The 19187-nt window shown below is 48.7% G+C and carries 25 protein-coding genes and 1 pseudogene; 16 read left to right on the top strand and 10 right to left on the bottom strand.

Annotation, left to right across the window (positions count from 1 at the left end; all coding sequences use genetic code 11):
- Window positions 1-22: 22 nt before the first annotated feature.
- The 4 genes from zinT to LDB27_RS12490 all read left to right on the top strand — a co-directional run bounded on the left by zinT (window position 23) and on the right by LDB27_RS12490 (window position 3222).
- Window positions 23-670, top strand: coding sequence for a metal-binding protein ZinT (gene zinT, locus LDB27_RS12505; protein WP_001537483.1), 648 nt, complete (start codon window positions 23-25; stop codon window positions 668-670).
- A gap of 108 nt (window positions 671-778) precedes the next feature.
- Window positions 779-1567 carry a cryptic aminoglycoside nucleotidyltransferase ANT(3'')/ANT(9) gene (gene aadA / locus LDB27_RS12500; RefSeq protein WP_000175805.1) on the top strand — a complete coding sequence of 263 codons (789 nt, stop codon included), beginning with the start codon at window positions 779-781 and terminating at the stop codon, window positions 1565-1567.
- Between the two features lie 144 nt (window positions 1568-1711).
- A complete protein-coding gene (locus LDB27_RS12495; protein ID WP_001562706.1) occupies window positions 1712-2305 on the top strand; it encodes a helix-turn-helix domain-containing protein in 594 nt (197 codons plus the stop codon).
- 68 nt (window positions 2306-2373) lie between these two features.
- The gene (locus tag LDB27_RS12490) at window positions 2374-3222 is read left to right on the top strand and encodes a MerR family transcriptional regulator (RefSeq protein ID WP_000190269.1); all 849 of its coding nucleotides are present in this window, start codon (window positions 2374-2376) and stop codon (window positions 3220-3222) included.
- A 254-nt stretch (window positions 3223-3476) separates the two neighbouring features.
- Here LDB27_RS12490 and LDB27_RS12485 read toward each other — a convergent pair whose 3' ends face one another.
- Together LDB27_RS12485 and LDB27_RS12480 are read right to left on the bottom strand one after the other, a co-directional pair.
- The gene (locus tag LDB27_RS12485; RefSeq protein WP_000208086.1) at window positions 3477-3725 is read right to left on the bottom strand and encodes a biofilm/acid-resistance regulator YmgB/AriR; all 249 of its coding nucleotides are present in this window, start codon (window positions 3723-3725) and stop codon (window positions 3477-3479) included.
- Between the two features lie 78 nt (window positions 3726-3803).
- Window positions 3804-3958: pseudogene (locus LDB27_RS12480) on the bottom strand (hypothetical protein).
- A gap of 82 nt (window positions 3959-4040) precedes the next feature.
- Between LDB27_RS12480 and LDB27_RS12475 the strand changes: the two are divergent.
- From LDB27_RS12475 to LDB27_RS12450, 6 genes are all read left to right on the top strand, one after another.
- The gene (locus tag LDB27_RS12475; protein WP_000617984.1) at window positions 4041-4586 is read left to right on the top strand and encodes a chorismate mutase; all 546 of its coding nucleotides are present in this window, start codon (window positions 4041-4043) and stop codon (window positions 4584-4586) included.
- Window positions 4587-4782: 196 nt separating this feature from the next.
- The gene (gene leuE / locus LDB27_RS12470; RefSeq protein ID WP_000457186.1) at window positions 4783-5421 is read left to right on the top strand and encodes a leucine efflux protein LeuE; all 639 of its coding nucleotides are present in this window, start codon (window positions 4783-4785) and stop codon (window positions 5419-5421) included.
- A 172-nt stretch (window positions 5422-5593) separates the two neighbouring features.
- A complete protein-coding gene (yeaR, locus tag LDB27_RS12465; RefSeq protein WP_001248993.1) occupies window positions 5594-5956 on the top strand; it encodes a DUF1971 domain-containing protein YeaR in 363 nt (120 codons plus the stop codon).
- 2 nt (window positions 5957-5958) lie between these two features.
- A complete protein-coding gene (locus LDB27_RS12460) occupies window positions 5959-6141 on the top strand; it encodes a DUF1869 domain-containing protein (RefSeq protein WP_000513733.1) in 183 nt (60 codons plus the stop codon).
- Window positions 6142-6370: 229 nt separating this feature from the next.
- Window positions 6371-7012 carry a hypothetical protein gene (locus tag LDB27_RS12455; protein WP_000762774.1) on the top strand — a complete coding sequence of 214 codons (642 nt, stop codon included), beginning with the start codon at window positions 6371-6373 and terminating at the stop codon, window positions 7010-7012.
- Window positions 7013-7325: 313 nt separating this feature from the next.
- A complete protein-coding gene (locus tag LDB27_RS12450) occupies window positions 7326-7574 on the top strand; it encodes a GlsB/YeaQ/YmgE family stress response membrane protein (protein ID WP_000512149.1) in 249 nt (82 codons plus the stop codon).
- Window positions 7575-7712: 138 nt separating this feature from the next.
- Here the strand turns inward: LDB27_RS12450 and LDB27_RS12445 are convergent, their stop codons facing one another.
- Window positions 7713-7811 carry a YoaK family small membrane protein gene (locus tag LDB27_RS12445; protein ID WP_001589065.1) on the bottom strand — a complete coding sequence of 33 codons (99 nt, stop codon included), beginning with the start codon at window positions 7809-7811 and terminating at the stop codon, window positions 7713-7715.
- 195 nt (window positions 7812-8006) lie between these two features.
- Between LDB27_RS12445 and LDB27_RS12440 the strand changes: the two genes are divergently transcribed.
- Entirely contained in the window at window positions 8007-8258 is a 252-nt protein-coding gene (locus LDB27_RS12440) for a DUF333 domain-containing protein (protein ID WP_000673492.1), read from the top strand.
- 68 nt (window positions 8259-8326) lie between these two features.
- Window positions 8327-8638, top strand: a complete 312-nt coding sequence (locus LDB27_RS12435) for a hypothetical protein (protein ID WP_000487132.1) — start codon at window positions 8327-8329, stop codon at window positions 8636-8638.
- On the opposite strand, the gene LDB27_RS12430 is transcribed toward LDB27_RS12435, so the two are convergent.
- On the bottom strand, window positions 8624-8971 hold the full coding sequence (locus LDB27_RS12430) for a DUF488 domain-containing protein (protein WP_001222528.1): 348 nt from the start codon (window positions 8969-8971) through the stop codon (window positions 8624-8626). The two genes, LDB27_RS12435 and LDB27_RS12430, sit on opposite strands and share 15 nt — an antisense overlap.
- 118 nt (window positions 8972-9089) lie before the next feature.
- Window positions 9090-10274, bottom strand: coding sequence for a CynX/NimT family MFS transporter (locus LDB27_RS12425; RefSeq protein ID WP_000205357.1), 1185 nt, complete (start codon window positions 10272-10274; stop codon window positions 9090-9092).
- Window positions 10275-10374: 100 nt separating this feature from the next.
- On the opposite strand from LDB27_RS12425, the gene LDB27_RS12420 reads away from it, so the two are divergent.
- Complete coding sequence (locus tag LDB27_RS12420; RefSeq protein WP_000579793.1) at window positions 10375-11169, top strand: AraC family transcriptional regulator; 795 nt, start codon at window positions 10375-10377, stop codon at window positions 11167-11169.
- Here the strand turns inward: LDB27_RS12420 and LDB27_RS12415 are convergent.
- Window positions 11149-11595 carry a DUF441 domain-containing protein gene (locus LDB27_RS12415; protein ID WP_000460698.1) on the bottom strand — a complete coding sequence of 149 codons (447 nt, stop codon included), beginning with the start codon at window positions 11593-11595 and terminating at the stop codon, window positions 11149-11151. The two genes, LDB27_RS12420 and LDB27_RS12415, sit on opposite strands and share 21 nt — an antisense overlap.
- Window positions 11596-11800: 205 nt before the next feature.
- Here LDB27_RS12415 and yoaI point away from each other — a divergent pair, with 205 nt between their 5' ends.
- On the top strand, window positions 11801-11908 hold the full coding sequence (gene yoaI, locus LDB27_RS12410) for a small membrane protein YoaI (RefSeq protein ID WP_000272232.1): 108 nt from the start codon (window positions 11801-11803) through the stop codon (window positions 11906-11908).
- Here yoaI and LDB27_RS12405 read toward each other — a convergent pair.
- Together LDB27_RS12405 and dgcJ are read right to left on the bottom strand one after the other, a co-directional pair.
- Complete coding sequence (locus tag LDB27_RS12405; protein WP_162149666.1) at window positions 11905-12423, bottom strand: YbaK/prolyl-tRNA synthetase associated domain-containing protein; 519 nt, start codon at window positions 12421-12423, stop codon at window positions 11905-11907. The two genes, yoaI and LDB27_RS12405, sit on opposite strands and share 4 nt — an antisense overlap.
- A 49-nt stretch (window positions 12424-12472) precedes the next feature.
- A complete protein-coding gene (gene dgcJ, locus LDB27_RS12400; protein WP_001048654.1) occupies window positions 12473-13966 on the bottom strand; it encodes a diguanylate cyclase DgcJ in 1494 nt (497 codons plus the stop codon).
- Window positions 13967-14259: 293 nt separating this feature from the next.
- On the opposite strand from dgcJ, the gene LDB27_RS12395 reads away from it, so the two are divergent.
- Entirely contained in the window at window positions 14260-14466 is a 207-nt protein-coding gene (locus LDB27_RS12395; RefSeq protein ID WP_024132288.1) for a hypothetical protein, read from the top strand.
- Between the two features lie 149 nt (window positions 14467-14615).
- Here the strand turns inward: LDB27_RS12395 and LDB27_RS12390 are convergent, their stop codons facing one another.
- On the bottom strand, window positions 14616-15902 hold the full coding sequence (locus tag LDB27_RS12390; protein ID WP_000219714.1) for a YeaH/YhbH family protein: 1287 nt from the start codon (window positions 15900-15902) through the stop codon (window positions 14616-14618).
- Between the two features lie 122 nt (window positions 15903-16024).
- Entirely contained in the window at window positions 16025-17959 is a 1935-nt protein-coding gene (gene yeaG / locus LDB27_RS12385; protein ID WP_001518010.1) for a protein kinase YeaG, read from the bottom strand.
- A gap of 426 nt (window positions 17960-18385) precedes the next feature.
- Here yeaG and LDB27_RS12380 point away from each other — a divergent pair, with 426 nt between their 5' ends.
- Window positions 18386-19132: a MipA/OmpV family protein gene (locus LDB27_RS12380; protein ID WP_000163762.1), complete on the top strand. Its 747-nt coding sequence runs from the start codon at window positions 18386-18388 to the stop codon at window positions 19130-19132.
- The last annotated feature ends 55 nt before the right edge of the window (window positions 19133-19187 follow it).

Below are 19187 nucleotides of genomic sequence, written 5' to 3'. Positions count from 1 at the left end.
AAAAGATGAGGGTAACGTTTTGGTGATTCATTTAAAAAAACTGACAATGCTTCTGGGAATGCTGTTGGTAAATAGTCCTGCCTTCGCGCATGGTCATCATGCTCATGGCGCGCCGATGACGGAGGTTGAGCAAAAAGCGGCAGCGGGCGTGTTTGATGACGCTAATGTACGCGATCGCGCGCTCACCGACTGGGATGGTATGTGGCAATCCGTCTATCCTTATCTGGTCAGCGGCGAGCTGGACCCTGTCTTCAGACAAAAGGCGAAGAAAGACCCGGAGAAAACGTTTGAGGATATTAAAGCGTATTATCGCAAAGGATACGCGACGAATGTTGAGACTATTGGCATTGAAAATGGCGTTATAGAATTCCATCGCGACAATAACGTTGCATCCTGTAAATACAATTATGCCGGCTATAAAATTCTGACTTACGCATCGGGTAAAAAAGGGGTGCGCTACCTGTTCGAATGTAAAGATGCGAATAGCAAAGCGCCTAAATATGTTCAGTTTAGCGATCATATCATTGCCCCGCGCAAATCGGCGCATTTCCATATCTTTATGGGAAATACCTCGCAGCAGGCATTGTTGCAAGAGATGGAAAACTGGCCTACCTATTATCCTTATCAGTTAAAGGCGAATGAGGTCGTTGACGAAATGCTACATCATTAAGTCTGATTGCAATGTTAAAAGCTCGCTATGAATAGCGAGCTTTTTTTCTGCCGTTATGCCATATTTCTGGCAATCAATATAAAAAATACCTGCGCCCCCGGAGCGATGATGACGCTGTCCATACCGCCCTCGATTCAATGCCAAACGGAAGCGGCATGTCGCCTGATTACTCGTGTCACAGGCGATACGTTGCGTGCTATTCATTTATATGGTTCCGCTGTCGCGGGCGGTCTGAAGCCAAACAGCGACATTGATCTGCTGGTGACAATATGCCAGCCGCTGACGGAGACCCAACGCGCAACGCTGATGCAGGAATTGCTGGCGCTTTCATCGCCGCCGGGGGCGTCGGCAGAAAAACGCGCTCTGGAGGTCACTGTCGTGCTTTATTCGCAGCTGGTTCCCTGGTGTTTTCCACCTTCCAGGGAAATGCAATTTGGCGAGTGGCTAAGAGAGGACATTTGTCAGGGGATTTATGAACCAGCGCAGCAGGACTGGGACATTGTGTTACTGATAACCCAAATTCTGGAAACCAGTATACCGCTAAAGGGCGAACGCGCGGAACGGCTGTTCACGCCAGCCCCTGCGGCGCAGTTGCTGAAGGCCTTGCGTTATCCCCTCGACCTTTGGCAATCCACGGCAGATGTGCAGGGAGATGAGTATCATATCGTTTTAACCCTGGCGCGTATCTGGTACACCCTTTCTACCGGGAGATTTACCTCTAAGGATGCGGCGGCTGACTGGCTGTTACCTCAGTTGCCGGAAGATTATGCTGCCACGTTGCGTGCGGCGCAGCGTGAATATTTAGGTCTGGAGCAGCAGGACTGGCATATTTTGCTGCCTGCGGTCGTACGCTTTGTGGATTTTGCGAAAACGCACATCCCCACGCAGTTCACATAAGATGCCCCAGGACGTCTGTCAGGTTGCGCAAACGGCGTTCCTCAACTACTACTTAATAGGTTCTCATCGCTGAAGTAAGCAGATGATCTTATGCGGGCCATCGAATGGATATTCCCACATGGCTCTCGTTTTGTTGAGGTGGATATGACTGGTTCCGCATCATCTGTTTTAAAGACAGATACAAGACTATTGAGCGAAAACCTGTTTCTTAATTATGGTCTGGAGTCCTTATTTAAGGACGTCGCAATAATAGCTGGTAACGTAAATTATATTATTTTTGATATCGACGATTACTACACCGTACAGCAGTATATTACTTCCACATTTAAAACGGTACTCATTGGAATTGTTACCCATAATGAATATAACTTTATTGATGAACATCATGCTATATATCGAATAAAGGTCGATGCCTCTATTGCTGAGTGGCGTGAGTTACTGATTTTGGCCGCTGCTGGTCAATTTTTCCCCAGGTCAGAGAAAGTCAGATTAACGGCGAATGAAAGAAATGTTTTGGCGATGCTTGTTAAAGGAATGGATATCCGACAAATAAGCTGTGAGCTGAATGTACATTTAAAAACTATTTACTCAGTACGCTACCATGTTCTGACTAAATTAGGTTGTAGAACAGTTCTGGATTATCAAATACTGTCCGTCTCTAAAGCCTTTACGCACTGGCTGACAATAAATAATGTCGATAATGTAATTTCACGTGTAAATAGTAAGGTCATTGCTTAATAATGATTTGCTTCTGATGGCGTTTAGGTTCACTATGCTTTCTTACATCATCATGAGGCCAGACAGGCATGGCTACTTTTAGTATTAGCGCAATGGCGGCGCAGTGTGGTGTCACAACAGCAAATATCAGGTCCTGGGAACGCTATGGCCTGCTTCAACCTACCAAAGATGAAGTTGGCAATCGTTTTTATTGCATAGAAGATGCTATCAGAATACAGCATATTATCGACGCGTTAAGCAAAGGCTTCTCATTAAAAGAGATTAAACCTGCCCTCTATGGTGAAGAAACGCATTGCCGCTCGGGATGGTTATTCTACCAGGAAGAGATTTTAGCGCAGTGTAGAAAATTCGAACCCGCCAAATTGCGAAAATTACTCTGGCGTTATGGTCGGGAAATTCCGCCGTGTATCGTAATTGAGTCAATACTGCGTCCTTTACGGCTGTGGTTGTCCGCAGGCGATGATGATGCACGCCGATTTGAAAAGGCATTACTGGATACTGCGATTATTGAATACGCCACGTTCCAGCTAAGTAGCGTACGAAAGGCGCCAGCAGGCACAATGCTTATTGCTGCGTTTTCGCTGAACGACCCCATTGAGCTATGGCTGGAAACGATTAAATATTGTAGTGAAGGTATGCGAGTTGAAGTCATCCCCTGGCAGGCGCCGATGCCCGATCTTTTATCAACGTCTTTCGAGCATATTGTTCTGTGGCATGATGAGACATTAACTCCCGCCCAGGAAAATCTTATTCAGGCGTTAAAAGAATCGGGTAAATTTAGTCTTCATGTGAAAAATGGCTCAGGCTTAACATTACTGCCAGCCGTATACCGGCAGCATGAGATGCCAGAAAGCATGCAGCATGTTGCACCGCAAATCCATGCAAACGGCTACGAAAAATCAGGCACCGCACGTTGAGGCATCTGCATTATTAACGAACAGGGGAGGAGTAACCCCCTCCCTTGTTTATACCCTTCATACTTCAAGTTGCTTATGTGTTGGCTACGGATTACTCGGCCCATCCATGGGCCTCGCCCTGACGGGCCGTCGCACGCGACGTTCAAATCTGCTCCCGGCAGATTTGTCGTTCACCCCAGTCACATAGTTATCTATGCTCCTGGGGACTCACTCCCTTGCCGCCTTTAAGCAACTCGAATTATTTTGGGTATATATTAGATGTCGTCAGGTGTCTGAAACAAAACGGCTTCTAAGGCATTACGGTAAATATCAAGCTGCACTACGTCTTTTTCTGTTTCCAGTTTTTCAATAAGTTTGGCGATGATATCTTTATTTGAGACATGCTGCTGCGATTGCAATAGTTCGTAAGTAATTTCCTGAATAGCTCGCTGTTCACATAACATATGTGCAGAAAAAGGATTGCCAGTACTATTTTGTTCGTTGACTAGTGTAATGGTAGTCATATTTCACCATATTCGATGTAAATTGAAGCCGATCTCCCTGAGCGGGGGAGAGAAATTAGTGACCTATTAAAATTAGACCTATATCATAAAACCGTAATAAAAAATCATAAAAACGTGATGTGCATCACATTTGTGTGATTTGTTGTATATTTTATGCACTTTAAGTGAAGGTGAAGATTCCGCAGAATCAACGGCCTGTTCTTTTTATCACTCCAGTTTAAACGAATAAGCATTAATACCAATCTGTAATAATTACTTAATGTTATCTTAATAAAGGTAAATTACTGTCAGGCCTCCGTAAAAGGAGGTTGATTAATGATTCGTCATATCGCCATTTTTCTTTGTTCTTTATTGATGTGCAGCACCACTTTTGCCGATTCGGTAACGTCGGTATCGCTTGGCGCACTCTTAACCGCGCTCAATGAACGCATGTTATTAATGAAAGATGTGGCTGCTTATAAAATGAAGCACCATCTGCCGATAGAGGATTTCACGCGTGAACAAAATGTTTTTGCCGAGGCTGAAGAAGAAGCGAAAAATAACGGTCTGGACCCGCATTCGATAACCCCTTTTATTCGTTCGCTAATGGATGCCAGTAAAGCGATACAGTACCGCTATTTAGCGCAGTGGCGAACCGGCCCAGAACCCTCCTTTCCTATACAAACCTTGTCGGTCACCCGGCAACGTATTCGACAACTTGATAATCAAATGTTGATCATTATCAGCCAGCGCCTGATGGTCGGCGCTTTCAGCCATGAGGATATGGTGTGGCTGAGAACGCACTTTAATGCGCCGAATCTGAATGAGAGCGATATCAGTGATGTGTTGGCATCTCTGTCTTTGGTGCGACGCGCGCGTTAATTCCCCATGAGGAAACGTGGGCCAATACCTGGTGATTGCCTGCGGGGGGCGCGATACAAGAACGTTTTTGGGTGATGTGGATATAAGCGTGGCGGAATAGCGGCTGGAGGGACGTGGTTTCGCTTCCCATCTTCCGGTGCATTCGTTAGCATACTGTTTCGCAGCTAAGCGTAAATGTTTTCAGGAAGAGGTTAATGTGTTCGCGGAGTATGGTGTTCTGAATTATTGGACGTACCTGGTTGGGGCGATTTTTATCGTTCTGGTACCGGGGCCGAATACGCTTTTTGTGCTTAAAAACAGCGTGGGACGCGGGGTTAAAGGAGGATATCTTGCCGCATGCGGCGTGTTTATCGGCGATGCGATATTAATGTTTCTGGCGTATGCGGGCGTGGCGACGCTGATCAAAACAACGCCGGTTCTGTTTAACATTGTTCGCTATCTCGGCGCGTTTTATCTGCTCTACCTTGGCGCAAAAATCCTTTACGCCACGCTGACCTCAAAGGGGGGGGCGGCGACGGAAACGGTAGTTCCTTTTGGCGCTATTTTTAAGCGTGCTTTAATTCTTAGCCTGACTAATCCTAAAGCCATACTTTTTTATGTTTCCTTTTTTGTGCAATTTATTGACGTTACTGCGCCGCATACTGGGGTGTCATTTTTTATTTTGGCTACCACCCTTGAAATCGTCAGTTTTTGCTATCTGAGCTTTTTAATTCTTTCTGGCGCTTTTGTAACCCACTATATTGGTACCAAAAAGAAACTGGCAAAAGTGGGCAATTCGTTGATTGGCCTTCTTTTCGTCGGGTTTGCCGCCCGGCTGGCAACGCTCCAGTCTTAACCCCCTGGACCCGTCGACAACGGCGGGTCATTGCACTCCTTTCGGTTTTATTGCGTGGAAAACAGCAAAATAGTAACCAATAAATGGTATTTAAAATGCTGTTTTTGGAGCGTAACCTTTTTACGACAGCGATGAGACTATCGCTGAGTAACCTGCGGGAAGAGGGAAGCAAATGCGGCAAATTCCACAAAATCATATCCATACACGTTCCACGCCATTCTGGAACAAAGAGACGGCGCCTGCCGGAATTTTCGAACGCCACCTTGATAAGGGAACGCGACCCGGCGTTTATCCTCGCCTCTCGGTGATGCAGGGGGCGGTCAAATATCTCGGATACGCTGATGAACATTGCTCTGAGCCGGAGGAAATCATGGTGATCAATGCCGGCGAGTTTGGCGTGTTTCCTCCGGAAAAGTGGCACAATATTGAGGTCATGACGGATGATACCTATTTTAACATCGACTTTTTTGTCGCGCCGGAAGTACTGATGGAAGGGGCGACCTCACGAAAAGTCATTCATGCCGGGAGAGAATAATAATGGGAAAAGCTACTTATACCGTCACGGTCACGAATAATAGCAACGGCGTCTCTGTGGACTATGAAACGGAAGCACCGATGACGTTGCTGGTACCTGAAGTTGCAGCAGAAGTTGTGAAGGATTTGGTCAATACCGTGCGTTCCTACGATACCGAAAACGAACACGACGTTTGCGGTTGGTAAGGATCTTGTAGTATCTATTTGATATGAAGTGATTTTTTAAATGAGAAACCGCATCACGCGTCGCCAGCGTGATGCGGTTTTTGCGTATTGAAAAGCGCTGTTTATTTACATCAGACATGGGTTGAAAAGAAACATTAAGAAAACATTAAGAATAGCGCATTGTTTGCTAATGAGAGCGTATTCATAAAACTTATGATTGGGTATTAAAAACCAGAAGAGTCTTATGATCATGAAACTCGATACCCGATTAACTTCGTCAGCACTTACTCTTGCGCTTGCCGCTGTGGTCATCCCGTTTACGGCGGACTGGCAATTGCCTTTGCTTAACGGCGTGGTGGTCCGATGGATTGAAAACGGACAAGCGTTATGGTTACTGTTTGGGGCGCTATTTACCGCCTGGTATATACGGCCATTTTCCCGTCCCGAAGGGGCAAAGCAGTTTTGGCTATGGGCTGTTGTCTGGTGGCTGGTACTGCTGGGTAGAAGCACCAGTTGGGGGCGTGACTATTTCCCTGACGAGCCGCGTATATTGTTCAGAATGATTTCAGTGCTATTAATTGCTGCGTTAGTCTTGCCAGTCCTGTTTTCTGCCGGGCTACGTAAGGAGATTGTTCGTCGTCTGCGGGACGTTTCTCTGCCATTGTGGCTGTTTGCCGTGACGGCATGTTCATATCTGATTTCCGACACTGTCGAGCATCATCGGTGGTTGTCGCCGATATTCCTGCATAACGCGCGTTACACAGATTTGATTGAAGAGCTTTATGAAGTGCCATTTATGATCGGTTTGTTTATGGTGACCATGGGGTTTATGCAGCAGGACAAGCAGGATGAATGTACGGCGCTGGAGATGACCCCGTATCACGCAAAATAGCGCGGCTGAAAAAGACCATGAATTCGACATGGGATAGATAGCGGTTAGCAAAAAAAGCCCGCGCTCGGTGAGGCGGGCAAATAATACTGGAAGCAATGTGAGCAATGTCGTACCGAACAGGTGGGTTATAAACTCAACCACTCGGTGTTGATAAAGATAATCGTTATCATTAATGATTGCAACCCTGATATTTATGCGCTTTTATCCACGACGCTAAAAGGTGATGGATATCACAAACTTCACTTTCCTGACGATGTGCTATTCTTTTTAACGGCAAATAAACCGCTAACGTTAAGACATAAGTGAGGAAAAAATGGGCATTCTTTCATGGATTATTTTTGGACTTATTGCGGGTATTTTGGCTAAGTGGATCATGCCAGGTAAAGATGGTGGCGGATTCTTTATGACGATCATTCTGGGGATCGTTGGTGCGGTAGTCGGAGGATGGATCAGTACGTTCTTTGGCTTTGGCAAAGTGGATGGTTTCAACTTCGGCAGCTTTGCAGTCGCGGTGATCGGCGCGATTGTCGTGCTGTTAATCTACAGAAAAATCAAAAGCTAAACGCAGAACTTTCAGAGATAATAAAGGCTACGACAGGTAGCCTTTATTATTCAAAATGAATTTACCACCAGCCCAGTTCGGTACCCGCCGCCGCAATTAGCGCGATGCCCATCAACACCATCGTTGTTTTCCTCATGGTTATGCTCCCGGCGCGGCGTAACCGCCAATAAAAAACCATGCCAAAAATAATATTGCCGTAATGAAAATGACGACAGGGAAGAGGATACCCACTCTCATGCTATTACCTTCACTGTTCAGGGGGCGCCAGAATAGCAGGGTTTTCTCAGCGACAAAAGGTCGGTTGCTTTGTGACAGGGCGTGGTTATTACTGACTTAACCCGGGATAAACACCCACTAAAGCGCTGACAGAAAGTATGGAAATAGCGTACCCGCCAGGTTATCCTGGACAAAATATCGCTTTAAGGAGTCGTTATGAAATTTACGTGGATTGCGTTGCCAGGCGTATTGCTGCTGAGCGCTTGTTCATCGTCGCAACCCAACGCCCCCAGGCCGCCGCGCATTGGGATGCCTAATCCGGCAGCCGTCTACTGTGAGCAACAGGGCGGTACGCTGATGCCGGTGCAGACCCCACAAGGCGTGCGTTCCGATTGCAAATTGCCCAATGGCGAAATCATTGATGAGTGGACATTATGGCGCAGAGAGCACCCTGATACGAAAAAGTGACAACCTGCGGTCCGACGGGATATGATTAAGAACAATCTGATAATGAGTTTCATGCGGCGCAAGAAAATATGTTTCAGTTAAAGCCGGGCGCGTTGGCAATAGTTATTGGCGCTAAAACACCCGCCGGACGGCGGAATATTGGTAAGTCGGTTGAGCTATTTTGCCTGTGCCAACCTGGGGATGAATTCATTAACCCGGTAAATGGACACGTCACCTTACTGCCGAAAGAAGCGCCTCGGGCGCTGTGGCTGGTTACGGGCGATGTAGCCTCCGTCGATGGTCAGCACGGTTTTGCCTGGGTGCGGGCAGAACATTTGATGCCGTTGTCCCCGGACAGACAACCAGGCCAGGCGGCGGCACGACAATCACAGCTCTCGTAGCCACTCCGCCAGTACAATGGCATGGTTCTGGCGAGTATCTTTAGCGGCGTATAGCAACGTTAGCGGTTGGTGTCGGGCAATATCCGCCAGCCGTTTGCCTTCTTGATGCTGTTGCGCAAGTTCTGCCCGGTATTGCTGCGCGAAGTGGTTAAAATCAATCACTTCGCTATGAAAGGCTTTGCGCAATTCGGTTGAGGGCGTAATGGCCTTATTCCATTCATCATAGACCAGCGCTGCTTTTTTAATGCCGCGCGGCCATAGCCTGTCAACCAATACCCGATAACCATCGTCTTTTTCCGCCGGGAAATAGACGCGCTTACACTGGATTCGCATTTTTCCCTCCTGTGATGGTGTCGCTTACGGTACTTTTGTCGGATAGCGGTAATGATTTTAATGGATCAGGCCTGATAAACGAAGCGTCATCAGGCATTCAAGTGGGTATCAGGTTTATTTATGACGCTATCTCTCGATCGCGTCCAGCGTAGAGGCCGAAAATCGCCATGATGATAGCCAGAACCGTCACGCCTGACAGCGGCAGATACCAGCTACCGCTGGCATCATGAAGTTTTCCCATGACGGGCGGCCCACATGCCGCCAGTAAATACCCGACCGACTGCGCCATGCCGGAAAGCGCCGCCGCCTGATGCGCCGAACTGGCGCGCAGGCCGATAAACGTCAGGCCGAGGATCATCGTCGCGCCTGAACCGAAGCCGAACAGTAGCGTCCAGATGATCGCCTGGCCCGGCACAAACCAAAGCCCCGCCGCGCCCACTGCGCACAATAGTGAGACCAGCGCGGCAATCCAGCGTTGATCGTTAAAGCGATGCAAAATAAGCGGAATAGCTAACCCAGGCGCCGCGGTCGCCAGTTGCAGCAGGCCATGTAGCGATCCTGCCTGTGCTTCGCTGTAACCGTGGCTGATGAGTATTGTTGGTAACCAGCCGATAATCACATAATAAATCAGTGAGTTAAGCCCCAGAAACAACGTAACTTGCCAGGCTAAAGGCGAACGCCAGATACCGCGTTCATGTAATGCCCGGGAGCTACTCAGGTTAGCTGAGCGGGTAGTGCGCCACTGCGGCAACCAGATAAGAAACGCCAACAGCGGAAACAGCATCAGCATTAACAGCGCGCCGCGCCAGCCAAAACCGTGCAACGCCAGCGGAACCACCAGCGCGGACCCCAACGCGGCGGCGGCGCCCATCGTCAATGAGTACGCGCCCGTCAGCCTGGCGACATGTTGTGAAAAATCGCGCTTAATCAATCCTGGTAGCAGCACATTACCCAGCGCTATCCCGCACCCAATAATGGCAGTTCCGGCAAACAACAATGCAGCGGAGGGCAGGGAGCGGAGAGCAATACCCGCGCTAATCAGCAGCATTGCGGCAAACAGACTGCGTTCCATCCCAAACCGGCGGGCAATACCGGCCGCCAGCGGCGAAACCAGTGCAAACGCCAGAAGCGGCAAGGTTGTTAGCAGGCCCGTCTGGGCGGTGGAAAGACCGTAATCCGAACGGATTGTCTCCAGCAACGGCGCAGCGCCGGTAAATGTTACACGTAGCGTAGTGGCTATCATCAAAATACCGGCAATCAGTAAAGCGCCCTGTTTGCCGCGTGGTGAAAGGGCTGTCGTCATCGTTTTCTCATCTTGTCAGGCGAGGCGATACCTTAACAGTTTTTACTGTTTGGATGAATCAAGCTAAAATGACAATTTATCGCTAAAATCGGACAATATAATGATTGGCCTGAGACTGGACGGTTACGATCCCGACCTTCACCACGATGCCGCTGTGGCCTTTTGTATTCGCGCCAGGGATGATGAACTGTTTAGCCCTCGCCATCAGCATCGCAAGGGACAGTTGATTCTTGCTCTGCACGGCGCGATCACCTGTGAGGTGGAAAATGCGATGTGGATGGTTCCGCCCCAGTATGCCGTCTGGCTCCCCGGCTCGCTGCCGCACAGTAATCATGTGACCGCAGGGGCGGAGCTGTGCTTTTTATTTATTGAACCTGCGGCGGTCGTCATGCCGGAGCGTTGCTGCACGCTGAAAATTTCGCCGTTATGCCGGGAGTTGATTTTGTCGCTGGCGCGCAGAACCGATCCCGAAAGAGCGCAAATGCCAACGCAGCGCCTTATTCAAGTGTTGTTTGATGAACTGCCGCAGCAGCCGCAGGAACAATTGCAATTACCGGTATCGGGGCATCCGAAAATTCGCCAAATGGTTGAGACAATGGCGCAGGAGCCCGCGCGATGGAATACGTTAGGGCAGTGGGCCAGCGTATTCGCGATGAGCGAGCGTAACCTTGCCCGGCTGGTCGTCAAAGAGACGGGGCTAAGCTTTCGTCGCTGGCGTCATCAGTTGCAATTAATTCTGGCGCTACAAGCGCTAATCGCGGGACGTAATGTACAGCAGACGGCGCAAATGCTGGGTTATGATTCCACCACGGCATTCATTACCATGTTTAAAAAAGGCCTGGGGCAGACGCCAGGCCAGTATCTGACGGGCGAGTTACTGCTTCCCCACAATTAAAGAGACCAGCCCCGCCGCAATCAGTGGGCCGACCGGCACGCCGCGAAACAGCGCGACGCCAAGTACCGTACCGACCAGCAGCCCGGCGACGAGCTGCGGTTGGTTTCCCATCAGCGTAATGCCGCGACCGCCCAGCCAGGAGACGAAAACGCCGACGGCAATCGCGACCAGCGATTTCCAGTTCACAAAAGAGTGGATCAATGTGGAGGGCGGTAGGGTTCCGCTGGCGATGGGGGCCATCACGCCGATGGTCAGAATGATAATCCCGACGGTGAGTCCCTGTTTTTCAATCCAGGGAAAAAAGGTATTCAACGGGGTTACGCGGACAATAATCAGCACCAGAATTGAGACGGCGACAGTGGTGTTGTGGCTGATAAATCCCAGAGCTGCCAGTCCGAGCAGGATCAGCAGAGTGACATCAAACATTATGGTTTCCTTGCCAAAAAGTAAGCCTGACTACTTTACGCCCAAACGGCAAAGCGCACAGGCCTTTTTAACGATTGATGCGAATTTCAGGCAACTGCCTGAAAGACAATCTCTACGTGAAAAACGGCGTTGTCATTAAATTGCCATCAACGCCGCGTATTGCTAACAGGTGAACCGTCATTGTTGTCTTCCTGAGGATACAATTATGTACGATCCACCGTTTCTTGAAGCGCTGATGATTACGGCGTCGTTTTTCGCCATTTTTATCATTATCGTTGTGTCTATATTGTTCCTTGAAGAGGGAGGGGACTAAGCCGTTGGCGATGACTGAAAGCGGCGGAAGACTGCCAGTTCTGGTCGGGCGATGCGCAGATAGTCCTGTGTATTCATAATGACTGATTTTTCCAGCAGGCCGGCATTAAAAGCAATTTCATCGAAACGCTCAAACAGGAGCGGATCGGCGACCAGTTTCAGATTGGGGTGAAAACTGAAAGGCGGGATCGCGCCAAAAACGCAGCCGGTCAGCATATCGACTTCCGCCGGGCTGGCAAGGGAAGCGCGTAAGCCGCCCAGATGTGAAGCAAGCTGAGAGAGGTCGGCTTGCTGATCGGCCGCCAGAATAGCAAGAACGTGCTGGTTGACGCCGTTGCCTTTGACTTTACAGACCAGCGCTTTTGCGCCCTGGCCCAGCGCAGTACCGCGTATTTCAGATACCGCTTCGCATTTTCCTACCGCTTCATGGCTAACCACACGATAGCGCGCGTTCTCCTGGGTTAATAAAGCCACTAAACGTTGGTGTGTAGCGGCACCCTTCGCGACTTCAGTCATTTCGGCCATTTCTCACTCCTGGTGCAATATGAACATTTACTGCGAAGCACTATGATGAACGATGTTGTTTTTGTTGTTTGTTCAGATAGAGCTGCGCATCGGAAGCCTGGTAGGCATCATTAATCGTATCATTGGGCTGCATATTATAAATCCCGGCAGAAAAATGCACTGTCTTATCCGGTGCGATAATTTGCAGGTTACGAATAATACGCTCCGGCAGATGGATAGCCAAATCCGCCGCGTAATCAACAAGAATAATACAGAACTCATCGCCGCCGAGGCGAATGGCGTAATCGCTTTTACGAATCGATGTTTTAATCGCTTTCGCCAACAGGGTAATAATTCGGTCGCCTTCCTGGTGCCCCTGGGTATCGTTGATCAGTTTTAACCTATCGCAATCAATAGCGACAAATGTCACCGGCGTCCCGGCATTGACCAGGCGTTGCAGTCGCTGTTCCAGCTCCGGTGTTAATATTTTACGGTTGTAAAGCCCGGTCATGGCATCGCTAATATTTTCGCGTGTGACGTTGCGATAAAGCCGAAAGTGCATCCGTACCATATTAAGCAGGAGCGCCGTTGCCAGTAAGTAAAAGGCCAGCGCCTTCCAGGACGAGACAAGGAAATAGGTAAAATCAAGGGACAACGAAACGCGCAGCCCACCAGGGATATCATGGCTATAATTCACATATTGAAACAGATTATTTTTGCTTTGATTAATAATAATTTCTTTTCCGGAGTCCATATCCTTTAGTGTTACGTTAAGATAACGCCAAACCAGCGGACGGTCCTGGGTATAAAAAATATTTTTTAAATTATCCTGGTTAACATCCACCATCACGATACCTTTTAACGTTCCCGCCAGATAGACTGGCGTTAAAAAGCTCATGACGTTTTCCTGGGTAATATCATCCATGTAAATACTTGAAATAACCGTACGGCCGGTAAAAAGTTTATCTATATCTTTTCTGTTAATACCCATTGTGCCTTTTTGTAAAAAAGTCCAACGATGCATGGCGAAGCGCCGTGAGTTGATTAAATCATAGAAATAGACATAATGTTTATTTAAATCAACGTAATAACGGAATTTAAGCTCCAGTGTGCCCAGCCCGTGACTGTGGTCGTCCTGCGAACGGTTGATGCTTACCGCCTGATCAAACGCAGGCAGTAAAAGGGCGTCATCAAGATTATCGGTACACTGTGTAGCGGCGGTTTGCAGAGTGCCATGTAGCGCCGGATAATTATGCCGGGTCAGGTTGACGCCGTGCGTACCGTTAATAGCCTCAAAGGCGTCGCAAAACGCGCGGCGTTTTTCTGCGGTGACGGGGTCTCCCGGCGCTTCAAAAGTTCGCATCAAATGTGCGGCGATGCTTTGATTCTGGTACTTATCGTACAAAAACGACGAATCGGCTCTCTCCATGATATAACGCATATAGGCATTCATTGCCCTGTCGCTGGCAATAAGTTCGTAAATCAGGAAGGACGATGTCAAAACGATGACGCTTGCCGAGATAAAGTGCCTGAGCGCTTTATGATGCAAATTCATGATGAACTACAGCCCTGAAAGTCGGATGCGTTAGTTTACCATAGCGATGAGAATTCCTCTAATAGACTGTTTAAAAATAAAACGTGTTGATGTTATGGAATAAAAATCATTCTCGATTTAATAAATTCAATAATATATGGTGTTGATATTTTCAGTCGTGACTATTGTCGCAAAAAGTAAATTGTTAATTAACGGCATCGATTTAACACTAACGAAAATAAAATAGCCTTTATTATTACGTGAAAGGAGTGTGACGTGGTAAGGATAATAATGTACTTCCGTTCGGAGGCACTATGAAACGATTTAAAGAAATAGCAGCAATTTTGCTTTTTGCATTGCTGGCCGCGGGGTTCACGTCGTCGGCTATGGCATCGTCGGGCAGTGGTGGTGGCCCGTGGGATTTTGATTTCTATTTTCCTGGTCACTACTTTTTTTGCAAACTACAACCCCCTGATTCTCTGCAATTACCACCACCTCCTGGTGAGTATTGCTGGCATTAATAAATCCATACTATTCCAGTGATAAGTCGGCGCATGTAAGGTAAATCCAGTCAGGAGATATACAGGTTTACGGCTATTGTAGTGGTAGTATGTATAATTGCCTTGTTAGTGATAAATCAGCCCGTGACTCATTACGGGCTGATTTATGGTTATGCACTTTGATTGGCGCTCTGTTTCTGAAACAATTCGCGGAATACCGGATAAATATCCTCCTGATCGCGAATATGCTGCATGGCGAAGTTATCGAACGTCGCCTGCAGATGTTCATACTCGCGCCATAAGGTCTGGTGGGCGCGGCGGGTAATCTCGATATAGCTGTAATAGCGCACTACCGGCAGCAGCTTTTTCGCCAGAATCTCATGACACAGCGGTGAATCGTCGGCCCAGTTATCACCGTCTGACGCTTGCGCCGCATAGATGTTCCACTGACCGGGGTCGTAGCGCTCTTTAACCACTTCATCCATGAGTTTAAGCGCGCTGGAGACAATCGTCCCGCCGGTCTCTTGCGAATAAAAGAACTCATGTTCGTCCACTTCCTTCGCCTGGGTATGGTGGCGGATATAAACCACCTCTACGTTCTTGTACGTTCGGCTCAAAAACAGATAGAGCAGAATGTAAAAACGCTTGGCCATATCTTTGGTTGCCTGGTCCATCGAACCCGAGACGTCCATCAGACAGAACATCACCGCCTGGCTGGAGGGCTCAGGCCGTTTTTCATAATTTTTATAGCGTAAATCAAAGGTGTCGATAAACGGCACTCGCTCGATTTTAGCCCGTAGTTCGGCAATCTCCCGACGTAACCGCTCCTCTTCAAGCAGTTGCGCTGGTTCGCTATGGCTGATGGTCTCCAGTTCCGTTTCCAGCGCGTGCAGTTCGCGGCGTTTTCCTGCCGTCATTGCTGTACGGCGCGCCAGAGAGTTTTGTAGCGAACGTACCACGCTGATATTGGCCGGTACGCCGTTTGAGGTGAAACCGGCGCGGTGAGTTTTATACTCGTTAAGCTGGCGATGCTGGTTTTTTTTCAGATTAGGCAGCGCTAAATCTTCAAAGAGCAGATCCAGATACTCATCTTTTGAAATCTGAAAAACAAACTCATCCTGGCCTTCGCCGTCCTGGCTGGCCTGACCTTGACCGCTGCCGGAACCGCCGCCGCCACCGCCTTGCGGACGCTCAATGCGATCATTCTGGATAAAGTGATCGTTACCCGGATGGACGCGATGGCGCAGACCGCCGCGCCCCTGATGAAACATCGGTTCGCTAATATCATCGGTTGGAATAGAGACGGACTCTCCGCTGTCGACATCGGTCACAGAGCGTTTATTAATCGCTTCGGAAATCGACTGCTTAATTTGTGCTTTATAACGACGCAAAAAGCGCTGGCGATTCACCGTGCTTTTATTTTTGCCGTTAAGACGTCGGTCTATGAACCAGGTCATATGCCCCCCGTACTGCCAACTGAGCGCCTGTTCTGTCAGTGCCGGATAGCGCTAACGCTTAGCCAGTCTACAGAACATTACTTTGTAGGCCCGGTAAGCGCAAGCGCCACCGGGCATTAACATCACGACGATTTACGCACGCGCAGGTACCACTCGCACAACAAACGAACCTGCTTACGGGTATACCCTTTCTCCATCATCCGATCGACAAAGTCGTCATGCTTTTTCTGCTCGTCAGTCGACGTTTTGGCGTTAAAAGAAATGACCGGCAACAGCTCTTCAGTATTAGAGAACATTTTTTTCTCAATCACCGTGCGCAGCTTCTCGTAACTGGTCCAGTTTGGATTACGGCCGCTATTGTTGGCTCTGGCGCGCAGGACAAAGTTTACTATCTCATTACGGAAATCTTTCGGGTTACTGATACCCGCTGGTTTTTCAATTTTTTCCAGTTCGGCGTTCAGCGACTCGCGATCGAACAGTTGACCGGTATCCGGGTCGCGATACTCCTGATCCTGAATCCAGAAATCCGCATAAGTCACGTAACGATCAAAAATGTTCTGCCCGTACTCAGAGTAAGATTCGAGATAGGCCGTCTGGATCTCCTTGCCGATAAATTCGGCGTATTTCGGGATCAGGTAGCCTTTCAGGAACTCCAGATAACGCTCAGCTTGCTCCTGCGGGAACTGTTCACGCTCGATTTGTTGTTCCAGAACGTAGAACAGATGTACCGGGTTTGCCGCCACTTCCGCATGGTCGAAGTTGAATACGCGGGAGAGGATCTTAAAGGCGAATCGGGTGGAGAGACCGTTCATCCCTTCGTCCACGCCCGCATAGTCGCGATACTCCTGGTACGATTTGGCTTTGGGGTCGGTATCTTTCAGGCTTTCACCATCATAAACGCGCATTTTCGAGTAAATACTGGAATTTTCCGGCTCTTTCAGGCGAGAAAGAATTGAGAAACGCGAAAGCGTTTCCAACGTGCCCGGCGCGCAGGGCGCATGAGCCAGCTCGCTATGATTAAGTAGTTTCTCGTAGATTTTGATCTCTTCGGAGATTCGCAGGCAATAAGGCACCTTCACAATATAGACACGGTCAAGGAACGCTTCGTTATTTTTATTGTTACGGAAAGTCACCCATTCAGATTCGTTTGAGTGGGCAAGTATGATGCCATTAAAGGGCAGGGCGGAAATACCTTCCGTACCATTGTAGTTACCTTCCTGGGTTGCGGTCAGCAAGGGGTGCAGCACCTTAATAGGCGCTTTAAACATCTCGACGAACTCCATGATCCCCTGGTTAGCGCGGCACAGCGCGCCAGAGTAACCATACGCATCCGGATCGTTCTGGGCGTGATGTTCGAGTTTACGAATATCCACCTTGCCGACCAGCGCCGAAATATCCTGGTTGTTTTCATCGCCGGGTTCCGTTTTGGCGATGGCAATCTGCTCCAGAATGGAGGGCCAGACTTTCACCACGCGGAATTTAGTAATATCGCCGCCAAACTCATGCAGGCGTTTGGCCGCCCACGGGGACATAATCGTACCGAGATAGCGGCGCGGAATACCGTACTCTTTTTCCAGAATCTGCGCGTCTTCCTGCGGATTAAACAGGCATAACGGATGATCGTTGACCGGACTACGCTCGCCGTTGGCGCTTAAAACATAAATTGGCACGCGCTGCATTAGCGATTTCAGCCGTTCAGCGAGCGATGATTTGCCACCCCCCACAGGTCCCAGCAAATAGAGAATTTGTTTCTTCTCTTCCAGCCCTTGCGCCGCATGTTTCAGATAAGAGACAATCTGTTCAATCGCGTCTTCCATGCCGTAAAACTCTTCAAACGCAGGATAGCGAGCAATAACCCGGTTGGAGAAGAGTCGGGAAAGTCGGGGTTCCTGGGCAGTGTCGACCATATTAGGCTCGCCGATAGCCATTAATAGCCGCTCTGCCGCGTTGGCATAAGCACTGCGATCTTGCCGACAAATGGTAAGAAAATCCTGCAGTGTGAACTCTTCGTCCTTGGCAGCTTCGTAACGCTGGCGATAGTGATCGAATATATTCATGATATGCCATCCTTTCGTTTTTTCGCACATGTTAAGAGCCGTTCATATGAATAGTAGAGGCTCCCGGAAGAGGTAGACTGAACGCCGTCTCTGCTAAGGAAAAAAAAGCAACTCTCATGCCATTTTATTGGCCAGAAGATCAACGTGTCCGGTGATACACCTTCTTAACATTAAGCGTAGATGGCATTTGCAAAACTTGCCTGTACGCGTCAGTGGATTTCGATGACATATCAATAACTCATCAGGTAGAAAAGGCTGGTGGATATCAGAAAAAGCGTTCCCGGTCACATAACGATCATCAGCCGATCATCTGAAAATAATCGGTGGTGGTGATATTAAACGGTTACATTGTGTAAAATAGTTGGGCTTACAGGTATTGGCGGTTACACTTTTGCCGCAGAACATTTGAATAAGGAATTATGGATTGTGACCAAACTTAAACTTCTGGCTCTTGGCGTGTTTATTGCAACATCCGCCAGCGTCGCGCACGCTGAAAGCAACCTGACGTTGGGCGCAGGCGTTGGTGTGGTTGAACACCCTTATAAAGATTACGATAGCGATGTTTATCCGATACCGGTCATCGCTTATGAAAGCGAAAACTTCTGGTTCCGTGGTCTGGGCGGCGGGTACTACTTGTGGAATGACAATGCCGATAAGTTGTCAATCATGGCATACTGGTCCCCGATGTACTTCAAACCGGGCGACAGCGATGACCATCAGTTGCGTCGTCTGGACAGGCGTAAAAGTACTATGATGGCGGGCGTTTCTTACGCGCATCACACCCAGTATGGATTCCTGCGTACCTCACTGGCAGGGGATACGTTGGATAACAGTAACGGTATTGTCTGGGATCTGGCCTGGCTTTATCGGTATACCAATGGCGGGCTGACCTTAACGCCAGGTATCGGGGTTGAATGGAATAGCGAGAACCAGAACGATTACTATTACGGCGTATCACGTAAAGAATCTTCGCGTAGCGGCCTGCGCGGCTATAACCCGAACGATAGCTGGAACCCGTATCTTGAACTGAGCGCTAACTATAATTTCGCCGGTAACTGGAGCGTATATGGTACTGCGCGCTACACCCGTCTGTCGGATGAAATTACCGATAGCCCGATGGTGGATAAATCCTGGACCGGTATCCTTTCTACTGGCGTGACCTATAGATTCTGATTGATTGAATTTGCCAGAAAAACCATGACAAAGCCTGCGTTATGCAGGCTTTGTG

It is taken from the genome of Salmonella sp. JXY0409-18, from assembly GCF_020268625.1.
In the GTDB taxonomy this organism is placed as follows: domain Bacteria; phylum Pseudomonadota; class Gammaproteobacteria; order Enterobacterales; family Enterobacteriaceae; genus Salmonella; species Salmonella enterica.
The sequence above is the reverse complement of the archived record's forward strand: the minus strand, read 5'-3'. Positions and strand labels throughout refer to the sequence as shown.